This is a genomic window from Curtobacterium sp. MCBA15_004, assembly GCF_001865055.2.
Taxonomy (GTDB): domain Bacteria; phylum Actinomycetota; class Actinomycetes; order Actinomycetales; family Microbacteriaceae; genus Curtobacterium.
In genome coordinates this window covers 1,072,438-1,085,571 of record NZ_CP126266.1, presented here as the reverse complement: position 1 = coordinate 1,085,571, position 13,134 = coordinate 1,072,438, and the positions used below count along the sequence as shown (strand labels likewise).

Annotated in this window: 10 protein-coding genes; 1 reads left to right on the top strand and 9 read right to left on the bottom strand. The window is 73.9% G+C overall.

All coding sequences use genetic code 11. The features are described from left to right. Positions 1-59: 59 nt before the first annotated feature. The 3 genes from QOL16_RS05140 to QOL16_RS05130 all read right to left on the bottom strand — a co-directional run bounded on the left by QOL16_RS05140 (position 60) and on the right by QOL16_RS05130 (position 2,795). Complete coding sequence (locus tag QOL16_RS05140; protein WP_071249653.1) at positions 60-455, bottom strand: DUF3054 domain-containing protein; 396 nt, start codon at positions 453-455, stop codon at positions 60-62. Positions 456-642: 187 nt separating this feature from the next. After that, positions 643-1,296, bottom strand: a complete 654-nt coding sequence (locus QOL16_RS05135; protein ID WP_071283302.1) for a spermidine/putrescine ABC transporter substrate-binding protein — start codon at positions 1,294-1,296, stop codon at positions 643-645. A gap of 503 nt (positions 1,297-1,799) precedes the next feature. Then, on the bottom strand, positions 1,800-2,795 hold the full coding sequence (locus QOL16_RS05130; protein ID WP_065964805.1) for a DUF3097 domain-containing protein: 996 nt from the start codon (positions 2,793-2,795) through the stop codon (positions 1,800-1,802). A gap of 168 nt (positions 2,796-2,963) precedes the next feature. On the opposite strand from QOL16_RS05130, the gene QOL16_RS05125 reads away from it, so the two are divergent. Continuing rightward, the gene (locus QOL16_RS05125; protein WP_065964804.1) at positions 2,964-4,016 is read left to right on the top strand and encodes a zinc-dependent alcohol dehydrogenase family protein; all 1,053 of its coding nucleotides are present in this window, start codon (positions 2,964-2,966) and stop codon (positions 4,014-4,016) included. A 106-nt stretch (positions 4,017-4,122) separates the two neighbouring features. Here the strand turns inward: QOL16_RS05125 and QOL16_RS05120 are convergent, their stop codons facing one another. From QOL16_RS05120 to QOL16_RS05095, 6 genes are all read right to left on the bottom strand, one after another. Next, positions 4,123-4,869, bottom strand: a complete 747-nt coding sequence (locus QOL16_RS05120; RefSeq protein WP_254780187.1) for a methyltransferase domain-containing protein — start codon at positions 4,867-4,869, stop codon at positions 4,123-4,125. Then, a complete protein-coding gene (locus QOL16_RS05115) occupies positions 4,866-5,951 on the bottom strand; it encodes a type III polyketide synthase (protein ID WP_071283305.1) in 1,086 nt (361 codons plus the stop codon). Before QOL16_RS05115 ends, QOL16_RS05120 begins: the two co-directional genes overlap by 4 nt. Positions 5,952-6,214: 263 nt before the next feature. Then, positions 6,215-7,717, bottom strand: a complete 1,503-nt coding sequence (gene gatB / locus QOL16_RS05110; RefSeq protein WP_071249647.1) for an Asp-tRNA(Asn)/Glu-tRNA(Gln) amidotransferase subunit GatB — start codon at positions 7,715-7,717, stop codon at positions 6,215-6,217. Then, positions 7,717-9,264, bottom strand: coding sequence for an Asp-tRNA(Asn)/Glu-tRNA(Gln) amidotransferase subunit GatA (gatA, locus tag QOL16_RS05105; protein ID WP_071283308.1), 1,548 nt, complete (start codon positions 9,262-9,264; stop codon positions 7,717-7,719). Before gatA ends, gatB begins: the two co-directional genes overlap by 1 nt. A 10-nt stretch (positions 9,265-9,274) precedes the next feature. Beyond that, positions 9,275-9,574, bottom strand: coding sequence for an Asp-tRNA(Asn)/Glu-tRNA(Gln) amidotransferase subunit GatC (gene gatC / locus QOL16_RS05100; protein WP_065964795.1), 300 nt, complete (start codon positions 9,572-9,574; stop codon positions 9,275-9,277). Between the two features lie 1,046 nt (positions 9,575-10,620). After that, entirely contained in the window at positions 10,621-13,005 is a 2,385-nt protein-coding gene (locus QOL16_RS05095) for a transglycosylase domain-containing protein (protein WP_071283311.1), read from the bottom strand. Positions 13,006-13,134: the final 129 nt, after the last annotated feature.

Here is a 13,134-nt window from a genome sequence, read left to right as displayed (position 1 = left end):
CAGGGGGGCGGGCGACCGCCTGCGCGTCGGAGCTGGCGAGCGAGTGCGGGGCGGGACCGTCAGGCGCGCCCGCGCGGGCGTCGCTCCACCAGGGGCCGGACGATCGCCCGCCACCCGACCAGGAACAGGCCGAGCACCACGGTCGCGACGATCACGAACGACAACGGGAGCGGGTCGCCGGCGACGTCCCCCTGCCCGGTGAGGACACGGAGCAGCATCCCGACCGCGACCGTCGCCACCCACACGACGACGCCGGTCGGCCAGATCCGGAGGGGCCGCTTCCACGCGAGGCTCACGAGGGAGCCGACGGCCCAGCCCGCGAGGAACGGGTACGCCGTCGTCCAGGTGCCCGCGACGGAGGACGCCTCCGCGTGCGAGGAGCGCCCGATGAGGGCGAAGGCGACGATGAGGACGATGTCGACGACGGCTGCGAGCCAGCCCCAGGTGCGAGTCACCCGACCATTCTCCCGCGTCCCGGCAGCTGCTCGTCCCCACGCTGCCCGGCCCCCGCTCTGCCCGCCGCCGCGGTGCCCGGCCGTGCCGTGCTGTGCGGTGCCGTGCTGTGCCGCCGCTCGGCCGTGCCGTGCCGTGCGGTGCGGTGCTGTGCCGTGCCGTGCCGCTGGGACGGCGGCGCGGATCGGCTCAGAACAGGCCGTCGCGCAGGTCGTCGTCGGGGCCGTCGAACCCCCGGAACATGTCGGACACGAGCGCGGCGATCTGCGGTTCGACCAGGCGGTCGACTGCCTCGGCGATGCGCGGACGGTGCTCCACGAGCGCGAGGCACACCGCCGTCCCCGTCGCACGGGCGCACTTGTCGGACAGGGCGATCTCGTGGCGGAGTGCGGCCTTCGCCTCGTCGGAGAGCGGCTCGCGTGGCGTCTGCTCGGCCGCACCGGTGCCGGTCAGCTCGCCGAGGGTGAACAGGAACGGCTCGCCCTCGGACGGCTCCGGGTCGACGTCGAGGCCCTGGAACTCCGGCGACAGGCCCTCGGTCGGCTGGTACCCCGCGTGCCGTTTCCGGGCGGCCGCCCGCTCGAGTTCGCGCTGCAGGAGCGGGAGGTTCTTGGCGGTGTACTCGTCGACGGCGTCCTCGATGATCGCCGACATGCGGCCGATCAGAGCGTGCTGGACCGCGTGCGGCACGTCCGGACCGAAGCCCGCGGCGCTGGCGATGGGCGACCCCGTGCACTTGCGGCAGATGCGGGTTCGAGGCCGCGCGCTGCCGATCTGCCACCGGGGCAGCCACCGGAGCCAGACGTCGACGGCGACCCGTACGCGCCCGTCGATCCCGTCCATGCCCCAACAGTAGGCGGCAGCGGGCGCTCGGTCCCGGGCAGCGCGCGCGAACGGGCGGATTCGGCACCCGCGCGCGCGTCCCGGTGCGGCTTCCGCCCGCTCGCGCACGGTGGCTCGCCCCGGCAACACCCCGCTTCCGCGAACGGGCGGAACCAGCACCCGACACGAACGCGCGCCTGCACACATCGCCCGCTCGCGTACGGCGGCTCAGCCCGGCGACACCCCGCTTCCGCGAGCGGGCGGAACCAGCACCCGACACGAGCGCGCGCCTGCACACACCGCCCGCTCGCGCACCGGCGGCAGCCCGGCAACACCCCGCTTCCGCGAGCGGGCGGAACCAGCACACGACACGACCGCGCACCCGCACACATCGCCCGCTCGGGGATGGGCACACGGGCACGCGGGCACGGGCGTCGGCACGGGCACGGGGGGGCGGATGGGCACGGACGGGAGGCGCGACCCGCCCCCGCCCCGCCCGTCGCGAGCGCGAGTGGCCGGGCTGGTCAGCCCTGCGGCTCGGTGACGAAGTCGATGAGCTCCTCGACGCGCCCGAGCAACTGCGGCTCCAGGTCGGCGAAGGTCCGCACCTGCCCGAGGATCCGCTGCCACGCGCGCGCCACGTCCGCCTGGTCGTCGGCCGGCCACCCGAGGTGCTGCAGGATGCCCTTCTTCCACTCGATCGAGCGCGGGATCGTCGGCCACGCGGTCAGCCCGAGTCGCGACGGCTTCACCGACTGCCAGACGTCGACGAACGGGTGTCCGACCACGAGCACGTGCGCACCCCACTTCCCGCGCATCACGGCCTCGGCGAAGCGGGACTCCTTCGACCCCGGCACGAGGTGGTCCACGAGCACGCCGACCCGACGCTCCCGCGTGGGGCGGAACTCCTCGAGCACGTCGGCGAGGTTGTCGACGCCCTCCAGGTACTCGACGACGACGCCCTCGACGCGGAGGTCCGCGCCCCAGACCTTCTCGACGAGCTCGGCGTCGTGCCGGCCCTCGACCATGATCCGGGAGGGCAGCGCGACGCGTGCGCGCTGTTGCTCGACGGCGAACGAGCCGGAGGCGGTGCGGAGGCGACCACCGTCGGACGCGTGCCGCACCGGCGGGGCTGCACCGGGCCTCCCGTCCGATCCGGCGCGAGCCGGGGGTGCAGCCGCGGCAGACCGCCCGCCGACACCAGCGGCACCAGGACCGGACCGACCGCCTGCGCCCGCGGCACCGCCCGCCGACCGGCCGACCGGCGCCTGCGGCCGACCGAGCGTGACCAGCTTGCCCTCGAGCAGGAACTGCCCGGTGAAGGGGAAGGCGCGGACGCGACCCTTCCAGTCCTCCAAGGAGACGTTGCCCGCCTCGAGCCCGACCACGGCGCCCGCCCACCCCGAATCCGGGTCCTCGAGCACCATGCCGCGCTCGAGCGGCACCTGCTGCACCTTCTCGACGCCCCTCGAGCGCCAGTCGCCCGAGAGCACGTCGCTGCCGTACCGGTCCTCGTCCACCCGGGAAGCGTAGTGTCGACCAGTCCCGCAACGGCGCCGGCACCCGCGGCGCGTCACGCACACGCCGCACCCATCCCGAGCACGGTGCATCCCCGGACACGTCGTGCTCTCCCCCGGCCGCACGCGTCACCGCACGCCCCGCGGCCACCCCGAACGGAAGGCCACACCGTGCGCGCAGCAGTCATCCACGCTCCCCGCGACGTCCGCGTCGAGGAGCGCGACGCCCCCACCGTCATCGCCCCGACCGACGCCGTCGTCCGCGTCACCGCCGCCTGCGTGTGCGGCTCCGACCTCTGGCCGTACCGCGGCGTCCGCGACACGAAGGAGCCGCGCGCCATCGGACACGAGTTCGTCGGCGTCGTCGAGTCCCTCGGTGACGAGGTCGACGGCCTCGCGGTCGGCGACTTCGTCATCGCGCCGTTCACCACGAACGACGGCACGTGCCAGGCCTGCGCCCACGGCATGACGAGCGGCTGCGACCACGGCTCGACCTTCGGCGTCACGCCGGACGCCTACGGCCACCCGCTCGGTGGAGCACAGGCCGAGTTCGTCCGGGTGCCGGACGCAGCCGCGACGCTCGTCGTCGTGCCCGGGCCCGTCGACGAGGACCTCGTGCCCTCGCTGCTCACCCTGTCCGACGTGTTCTCCACCGGACACCACGCCGCGGTGTCGGCCGAGGTCGGACCGGGCAGGACCGTCGTCGTGGTCGGCGACGGCGCCGTCGGGCTGTCCGCCGTCCTCGCGGCGAAGCGCCTCGGCGCCGAGCGGATCATCGCGATGAGCCGGCACGCCGACCGGCAGGCCCTCGCGCGCGAGTTCGGGGCGACGGACGTCGTCGAGGCCCGTGGCGACGAGGGTGTCGCTGCCGTCCGACAGCTGCTCGGCGGCGACCTGGCGGACTGCGCCCTCGAGGCGGTCGGCACCGCGGAGAGCATGGACCAGGCGCTGCGGGTCGTCCGCGCGGGCGGCAACGTCGGCTACGTGGGGGTGCCCGCGGGTGACCCCGAGCTGCCGATGCCGTTCCTGTTCGGCCGGAACATCACGGTCGGCGGCGGAATGGCCCCGGCGCGCGCGTACATCCCCGAGCTCCTGCCCGACGTGCTGTCGCGGGCGATCGAGCCGGGTCGGGTGTTCGACCTCGAGCTGCCGCTGGAGCAGGCCGCCGAGGCGTACGCCGCGATGGACGAGCGGCGCGCGATCAAGGTGCTGCTGCGCCCGTAGCGAGAGGCGAGCGCGGGGCGGGTCGGGTCTCGGCCCCGCGCCCCGCGGCCCCGGTCCCGGTCCCGGTCCCGGGCGAGGCGTCCCGCGCCCTACCTCACGGCCCGGGTCAGGCGTCCCGTACCGCGAGCACCCGGTGCGGCGCCGCCCGTTCCGCCCGCCACCCCCGCGGCAGCACCTCCTGCAGCTCCGGCACCGTGAACGACCGCTGGATCGACCGCAGCCCGTCGACGCGCACGAACGTCCCGACGGCCACCAACGGCGACGCCAGCGCGTACGCCCGGTAGGCCTGCCGCGACCGCCGGATGTCCGAGTGCAGGCTCCGCCCGGTCGCGAGCTGCGCCGAGTCCGCCAGGAACGCCGCGCGCGCCTCGTCGTCGAGGTGGTGCAGCACGTGGTTCGACACCACGAGGTCGAACCGCTCCCCCGCCGCGACGAGGTCGGCGCTCGACTGCTGCCGGAACGTCACCCCGCGCGGCGTCGAGCGCGAGGCCGACGCGATCGCCCGCTCGTCGGGGTCGACGCCGACGACCTCGATCGACAGCCCGTCGCTCGCCGCCCACCGCACGAGCGCGCGCGCCAGGTCGCCGCCGCCGCACCCGAGGTCGAGCACGCGGCCGCGCCCGCTCGGGGGCAGCGCCGGGACGACGTGCGTCCGCCACACCGCGCGCCACCCGCTGACCAGGGCGTTCACCACGGCGAACCGCCGGAACGTGCGTTCCAGCGCCTGCGGGTCGCAGTCCGGGTCGTCCATGAGTTCGCGCAGGTCGGTCGCCCGGGTGCTCAGGTCGACGGCCGGGAGGCGCGGTGCCCGCCCGGCGGGTCGGCCCAGGTCGCGCGGGTGGTCGCCGCTCACGCCCCCACCACCGTCATGCGCGCGCTCTCGACCGTCAGGCCCGGGCCGAACGCCACCGCGACGAGCGCGGAGCCGTCCGCGACCCCCTGCTCCAGTGCGTCGCGGAGGACGAACAGGACCGTGGCGCTCGACATGTTCCCGTGGTCCCGGAGCACGTTCCGGCTCGACGCGACGGCGCTGTCCGGCAGCCCGAGCGCCTCCTGTGCCCGGTCGACGATGGCCCGTCCGCCGGGGTGCACGGCCCAGACCGGCACGTCGGCGGCGACCTCGTCCTCGGCGAGCAGGGTCGACACGGCGGCCGGGACGTGGACACCGACGAGCTTCGGCACCGCCGTCGACAAGACCATCTCGAAGCCCTCGTCCCCGATGTTCCACGCCATCTCGGAGGCGCCCTCGGGCACGGTCGCGGTCGCGAACCCGTCGATCCGGAGTCCGGCGCCGCCCTCGGTCACGACGACCGCGGCGGCACCGTCGCCGAACACGCTGTTCGCGACGATCTGGTCGGGGTCGTCGGACGCCCGCACGTGCAGCGTGCAGAGCTCGGCGCAGACGACGAGCACGACCGCGGACGGGTCGGCCTCGGCGAACGCGGCGGCGATGCGGAGGGCGGGGAACGCCGCGCAGCAGCCCATGAACCCGATGTGGTGCCGGAACACCCCCGCCGGCAGTCCGAGCTGGTCGACGACGTCGATGTCCGGCCCCGGCTGCGTGAAGCCGGTGCACGAGACGGTCACGAGGTGCGTGACGGCAGCCGGGTCGACGCCGGCACGGTCCACCGCGTCGCGTGCCGCCGCGACGAACAGCGCCGGTGCGAGCTCGCGGTACCGGTCGTTGCGCGTGCCGGTGGACGGGGACACGAGGTCGCCGCCGTCCTGCCGGAACAACCCGCCCGGACGGGTGGCGTCGAGTTCCTCGATGACCGTGTGGCGGTGCTCGACGGCGGACACGTCGAACGCGGCGGGCACGAGGCGGCGGCCGAGGCGACCGAGGTCGGGCTGCCCGGCGAAGAGGTCCCGCACCGCCGCCTGGTCGAGGGTGGTCTGCGGGACGGCGGTCCCGATGGCGCGGATCGTTACGGTCACGACCCATCCTGTCACCGGGTCGCTGACGTGTCCCCAGGTTGCCCTGGTCCAGGTCCGGCGCGGCGGTGCGCGGTCCGCTGGCACGTCGGCGGCCACGCCGCCGGGCCCATCGTCCGGCGCGGCGGTCCGCGGTCCGCGGGCGCGTCGGCGGCCACGCCACCGGGCCGCCGCCGGGCCGCCGGTCGTGTGCGGCGGCGCCCGGGACGGACGGGAGGCGCGGTGCCAGCTGGCACCGCGCCTCCCGTCCGTCCCGTGGTGGCGGGCTAGGCCTGCGCGCGCTCCAGGACCAGCTCGCGGACGCGAGCCGCGTCCGCCTGTCCCTGCATGGCCTTCATGACCGCGCCGATGATCGCACCGGCGGCCTGCACCTTGCCGTCGCGGATCTTGGCGAGCACGTCGGGCTGCGCGGCGAGCGCCTGGTCGACCGCTGCCGTGAGCGCCGAGTCGTCGGACACGACCTTCAGGCCGCGGGCCTCGACGACCTGCGCCGGGGAGCCCTCGCCGGCGATGACGCCCTCGAGGACCTGGCGGGCCAGACGGTCGGTGAGGTCGCCGGACTCGACGAGCGCGATCGTCTCGGCGACGTGCTGCGGCGACACGAGGTCGCCCGCGGCGGCGTCACGAGCGTTGGCGACGCGGCTGATCTCACCCGTCCACCACTTGCGTGCGGCCTGCGGCGAGGCGCCCGCGGCGACGGTGGCCTCGACCTCGTCGAGCAGCCCGCCGTTCACGACGTCCTGGAACTCGAGGTCGCTGAAGCCCCAGTCGCCCTTGAGTCGGCGGCGACGCGCGACCGGGGCCTCGGGCAGCGAGGCCCGCAGTTCCTCGATCACGGCCGGGTCCGGCACCACGGGGAGCAGGTCGGGCTCCGGGAAGTAGCGGTAGTCGTCGGCGTCCGACTTCGGGCGACCGGCCGACGTGCGACCGGTGTCCTCGTGCCAGTGGCGGGTCTCCTGCGTGATCGTGCCACCGGCGGCGAGGATCGCGGCCTGACGCTGGATCTCGTAGCGGATGGCGCGCTCGACGGCACGGAACGAGTTGACGTTCTTCGTCTCGGTACGGGTGCCGAGCTTCTCCTGGCCCCAGGGACGCAGCGAGATGTTCGCGTCGCAGCGCAGGTTGCCGCGCTCCATGCGGGCCTCGGAGACGCCGAGCGCGCGGACGAGGTCACGGATGACCTGGACGTACGCGGCGCCGAGCTCCGGGGCGCGGTGCTTCGCGCCGAAGATCGGCTTCGTGACGATCTCGACGAGCGGGACGCCCGCACGGTTGTAGTCGACGAGCGAGTACTCGGCACCCTGGATGCGGCCGGTGGCACCGCCGACGTGCGTCAGCTTGCCGGCGTCCTCCTCCATGTGGGCGCGCTCGATCGGGACGGTGAAGATGGTGCCGTCGGCCAGCTCGACCTCGACCTCGCCCTCGAACGCGATCGGCTCGTCGAACTGCGAGATCTGGTAGTTCTTCGGGTTGTCCGGGTAGTAGTAGTTCTTCCGCGCGAACCGCGAGGACTCGGCGATCGAGCAGCCGAGCGCGAGGCCCAGCTGGATCGAGTAGCGCACGGCCTGCTCGTTCACGACGGGCAGTGCGCCGGGGAGCCCGAGGTCGACCGGGGTCACGTTCGTGTTCGGCTCGCCACCGAAGAAGTTCGGAGCGTCCGAGAACATCTTCGTCTTCGTCGCGAGTTCGACGTGGACCTCGAAGCCGAGCACCGGCTCGAAACGCTCGAGCGCCTCGTCGAAGTCCATCAGCGCGTCCTTCTGCGCCATCAGATCACACCTTCCTGCGCAGCGGACTGCTGAGACTGGTCGAGGTCCGGGATGCTGTCGATGAGCGGGCGACCCCACTGCTGTTCGAGCAGGCGCTCGAGCGCGGCGCCGTAGCGGTACAGGCGGGCGTCCTCGCGCTGCGGGGCCATCAGCTGCACGCCGGTCGGCAGCGAGTCCTCGAGCGCGAGGCCGTTCGGGATGCTCATGCCGGGGACGCCCGCGAGGTTCGCCGGGATCGTCGTGAGGTCGTTGAGGTACATCGCCAGCGGGTCGTCGAGCCGCTCGCCCAGCGGGAACGCCGTGGTGGGGGCGGACGGGCTGACGAGCAGGTCGACCTGCTCGAACGCGGCCGCGAAGTCGCGCTGCACGAGCGTGCGGACCTTCTGCGCCGAACCGTAGTAGGCGTCGTAGTAGCCGGCGCTCAGGGCGTAGGTGCCGAGGATGATGCGGCGCTTCACCTCGGGGCCGAACCCGGCCTCGCGCGTCGCGGCCATGACGTCCTCGACGGTCGCGCCGCCCTCGGGCGTGACGCGGAGGCCGAAGCGCACCGAGTCGAACTTCGCGAGGTTCGACGACGCCTCGGCCGGGAGGATCAGGTAGTACGCGCTGATCGCGTAGGCGAAGCTCGGGGCGTCGATCTCGACGACCTGCGCGCCCGCCGACTCGAGGAGCGCGACGGTCTCCTGGAAGCGCTGCGTCACACCGGCCTGGAAGCCCTCGCCACCGGCGAGTTCCTTGACGACGCCGACCTTGAGACCACGGAGCGTGTCGGCCTGCAGACCCTCGCGCGCGGCGGCGGCCATCGACGGCCACGCGTCCGGGATCGAGGTGGAGTCGCGCGGGTCGTGTCCGCCGATGACGTCGTGCAGGAGCGCGGCGTCGAGGACCGTGCGCGAGACCGGGCCGACCTGGTCGAGGCTCGAGGCGAGCGCGATCGAGCCGTAGCGGCTGACCCCGCCGTAGGTCGGCTTCACACCGACGGTGCCGGTGACGGCACCGGGCTGCCGGATCGAGCCGCCGGTGTCGGAGCCGAGGGCGAAGGGCGCCTCGTGGGCGGCGACCGCTGCGGCCGAACCACCGCCGGAGCCGCCGGGGATCCGGTCGAGGTCCCACGGGTTGCGCGTCGGACCGTACGCGGAGAACTCCGTGGTCGAGCCCATCGCGAACTCGTCCATGTTCGTCTTGCCGAGCGGCACGAGACCGGCGGCGCGGAGCTTCGCGACCGGGGTGGCGTCGTACGGCGGACGCCAGCCCTCGAGGATCTTCGAGCCCGAGGTCGTGGGCATGTCCTGCGTGCACAGGACGTCCTTGATCGCGATCGGGACGCCGGCGAGCGCGCCGAGGTCGTCCCCCGCGGCACGGCGGGAGTCGATCGACTTCGCGACGGCGAGGGCGTTCTCGTTGACGTGCAGGAACGCGTGCACGTCCCCGTCGACGGCCGCGATGCGGTCGAGGTGGGCCTGGGTGGCCTCGACGCTCGAGACGTCGCGCGCCACGAGGGCGTCGGCGAGCGCCGCGGCGCTGAGCTTGGTGATGTCGTCGGTCATCTTCTGTCGCCTACTGTTCTTCGCCGAGGATCGCCGTCACACGGAACCGTTCGCCGTCGGAGTCGGGGGCGCCGGACAGCGCCTGCTCCTGGGTCAGGGTCGGCCCCACCACGTCGGGTCGGGTGACGTTGCCGAGCGGCACGGGGTGGCTCGTCGCGGGGACGTCATCGGTCGCGACCTCGGCGACCTTGGCGACGCTCTCGACGATGTGCGCCAGCTCACCGGTCAGCTTCTCGATCTCGTCGGGCGTGAGTGCGATACGTGCGAGGTTCGCCAGGTGCGCGACCTGCTCGCTCGTGATGTCAGGCATGGGGCTCCGTCGATCGGGACGTGGGACGCCGACCAGTCTATTGGCCGGTCCGGACGCTCGGGGGCAGCGGGCGGCCCGCTCCCGCCGAGCGGGCGGTACTCGCACGGTGAGCGGCCTGCCCTCTCCCGCCGAGCGGGCGGTACTTGCACGGTGGGTGGGCGGCCCTCTCCCGCCGAGCGGGCGGTACTTGCACAGGTATGGGCCCCGGGGTGCAGGAACCGCCCGCTCGCGGGGCCGCCCGCCCGCGTTCCGTGTCGGTTGCCTTGCCCGTTCCCACCGTCGGCGCCCCCTCCCCAGCCCGGGCGGGCGGAATCCGCAGCGCCCACCGCCGCCATCGCGCAGGATCCGCCCGCTCACGGATCGATGTGCTCCAGGACGGCACCGTTCCCGCGAGCGGGCGAAACCGGCAGCACGGAGACCGGCCATCGCGCAGGATCCGCCCGCTCACGGATCGATGTGCCCCAGGACGGCACCGTCCGCGCGAGCGGGCTGATCCGGCAGCGTCCACCGCCGTACCGACGCGCTTCCCGCCCGCTCGCGGATCGGCGCGGCCTCCGAGACCCGTCGCCTCCGCGAGCGGGCGATCCCGGCAGCGCGCCCCTCGGGCACGCCGCACGGAACGCCCGCTCGCGGTCCGGGCAGCAGCCACAGCCAACGCAGCAGCAGCCGCGGCAGCAGCCGCGGCAACAGCAACAGCAGCCCAGCCCCCGGCCCCGGCCCCGGCCCCGGCCCCGACCCCGACCGAGCGGGTACCGCCCCTCGACCAGCGCGGGCGCCACCCCGCCTCGGGTCGGAACCGCCTGGAGGCCCGTCACCCGCCCGCCGGACCGGCGCCGGACCTCCAGGCCGTCACCTCCCGGAGCCGGACGCGCACGTCAGGTGCCGGCGGTCAGGCCCCATCGGTCACCCGGCGACCACCGACCGGCCAACCAGCCCGCCGGAGACCGGCGCACCGCGCCGCGAGACACGGCCCGGTGCCGGGAGACACCGGCACGCGACCGGAGACCGGCGCCACCCGGCCGGCACCACCGTGCCGGCCCCCGTCGCTACTTCCCGGACCCTGCGGTCCCCGGGCCAGCGGCCCCGGCTCCTCCGGGCTGTCCGGCCCCGGACCCGCCAGCGCCGCCCGCGCCGGACCCACCCGACGCAGCCTGACCGCCCGCGGCACCCGCCCCAGCACCCGTCCCGCCGGCCGCAGCCCCCGCACCCGCAGCCGCCGGAGCCCCGGCACCCGCAGTACCGGAGGCACCCGCAGCAGCACCGTCCCCGGCGTCCCCACCGCTCGGCGCAGCGTTCGCCGCCGTCCCGACCATCGCCGGGTCGGCCGCGGGCAGGTCTCCGCCCGCCCGCGTCTGGTCGAGGTACGCCATCATCGACTTCGCCACGCCGAACTTGGCGCTGTACCCGGTCGTGCCCCGCAGGAAGGGCCAGTTCGCCAGGCTCACGCTGCCCTGCACGTTGCCGATCCAGGTCGCGTTCGTGTACTTCGTCGAGGACGCCACGAGCCAGTTCTGCACGTCACCGTCGGTGGTGCCGGTCTTGGCGAACTTCGGCACGGCGTCCCCGGGGTTCGCCGTCGCGGCGGTCCCGTTGCCGGTGAGCACCCCCTGGAGCGCGTGGTCGACGGTGCCGGCGACGGCCGCCGAGACACCTCGGGTGCACGAGGCCGGGGTCGGCGTGATCTTCCCGCCGTCGGCCGTGGTCACGGAGTCGATCGCGGTCGCGGTGCACACGATGCCGCCGTTGGCGAAGCCCGCGTAGGCCTCGGCCAGGTCGATGGGCGACAGCGTGTTCGTCCCGAGCACGGACGCCGGGTTGGAGTCCGGCGGCGTCCCGTTCGACTGGTGGATGCCCATGGCCTCGGCGGTCTTCGCGATGCCGCACAGGTCGAGCTGCTTCGCCATCGAGCCGAACGCGGTGTTGATCGACTCCGAGGTCGCGTCCTGCACGGTCATCGTCGCCGGCACCTTCTCGGCGTTCGCGACCTGCCAGGGCTTCCCACCGACGCCCGTGCACGAGTTCGTGAACTCCGACTGCGGGAAGGTGTGCTCGGTCGTCGACACCGACTCGGACAGGGTGTGTCCGTGCGCGAGCCAGTCGGCGAGCGTGAAGACCTTGTACGTCGAGCCGGTCTGGAAGCCCCCGGAGTTGCCGTAGGCCTGGTCAGCGCTGTAGTTCACCGCGGTCTGGCCGGCGGTCGCCGAGTCGGACTGCGTGTACTCGGTGTTCTGCACCATCGACAGGATGCGCCCGGTCCCGGGTTCGACGGTGACGTTCGACCCGCCCGCGTCGACGCCCGCCATGGTCGTCGGGACGTACGCGGAGAGCGCGGCCTGGCCCTGCGCCTGCAGGTCGAGGTCGAGCGAGGTGTGGATCTCGAGCCCCTTGGTGTCGAGCGTCTCGATGCGGTCGGCGACGGTCGCTCCGAACGCGGGGTCCTGCAACACCTGGGCGCGGACGTAGTCGCAGAAGTACCCGGCGTCGTACCCGCTCGCCGCGGCCGAGCACCCGTTCGAGGTCTCGGTCACGTGCGGGGTGATCGGTGTCGCCTTCGCCTGGTCGAGCTGCGCCTTCGTCACGTCGTGGTGCACGTACATGCGCTCGAGGACGTAGTCGCGCCGTTCCTTGGTGGCCGCGTACCCGTTCGCCTGCCCGTTCGACTTGTCGTCCGGCCGGTCGATGCGCAGGTTCGAGGGGTTGTTCAGGATCGCGACGAGGGTCGCGGACTGCTCGAGCGTCAGGTCCTTCGCGTGGACGCCGAAGTAGTACTCCGCCCCGGCCTCGGCACCGTAGACGCGCCCGCCGAGGCCGACGAGGTTGAGGTACCCGGTCAGGACCTGGTCCTTGGTGTACTTCTTGTCGACGGCGATCGCGTACCGGATCTCCTGGAGCTTGCGCTGCGGCGTGACACCGGCGGCGTCCTCGTAGCACGCGGCGATCTTCTTCTGCGTGTCCGCGGCGTCCTTGCCGGTGAGCTGCTCGCACTGCTGCACGAGGACGTTCTTGACGTACTGCTGCGTGATGCTCGAACCGCCCTGCACGTCGCCGCCGACGACGGTCGCCGCGACGCCGCGCACGGTGCCGAGGACGTCGACGCCGCCCTCCTGTTCGAAGCGCGGGTCCTCGGTGTCGATCGCGGCGCGCTTGAGGGACTCCGCCATCGCGTTCGACGCGACGTCGGTGCGGTTCTCGGCGTAGAACGACGCGATCTTGACCTGCTGGCCGCCCTTGGTCGCGTAGACCGAGGACACCTGCTGCGGCGTCTGGATCGCGAGGTAGCTCGGCAGGTCCTCGAAGAACGACACCGCTCCCGAGGTCCCCTCGCCGGCGACCGCGACGGCCGGTGTCACCGCGACCGCGACGAGCATGCCGGCCAGGCCGGACATCGCGCAGAAGGAGAGGAAGGCACCGGTCCACCGCATCGCACGCATGTCGGAACCGTACGGTCGACCCCTGGGCCGGTTCTGCCGGGGAGCCGCGACCGGCTGCGGCGGTCCACAGGAAGCCCCTCAGACACGGGCGGGAGGCGCGGCTCGCGCCCGGCGCGTCCGCGGCGGTCC

What these genes read in the sequence shown, in the direction of transcription:
- QOL16_RS05135 (WP_071283302.1), bottom strand. Translation starts at nt 1,296, where the DNA reads ATGGACGGGATCGACGGGCGCGTACGGGTCGCCGTCGACGTCTGGCTC.
- QOL16_RS05095 (WP_071283311.1), bottom strand. Translation starts at nt 13,005, where the DNA reads ATGCGTGCGATGCGGTGGACCGGTGCCTTCCTCTCCTTCTGCGCGATG.
- gatA (WP_071283308.1), bottom strand. Translation starts at nt 9,264, where the DNA reads ATGACCGACGACATCACCAAGCTCAGCGCCGCGGCGCTCGCCGACGCC.
- gatB (WP_071249647.1), bottom strand. Translation starts at nt 7,717, where the DNA reads ATGGCGCAGAAGGACGCGCTGATGGACTTCGACGAGGCGCTCGAGCGT.
- gatC (WP_065964795.1), bottom strand. Translation starts at nt 9,574, where the DNA reads ATGCCTGACATCACGAGCGAGCAGGTCGCGCACCTGGCGAACCTCGCA.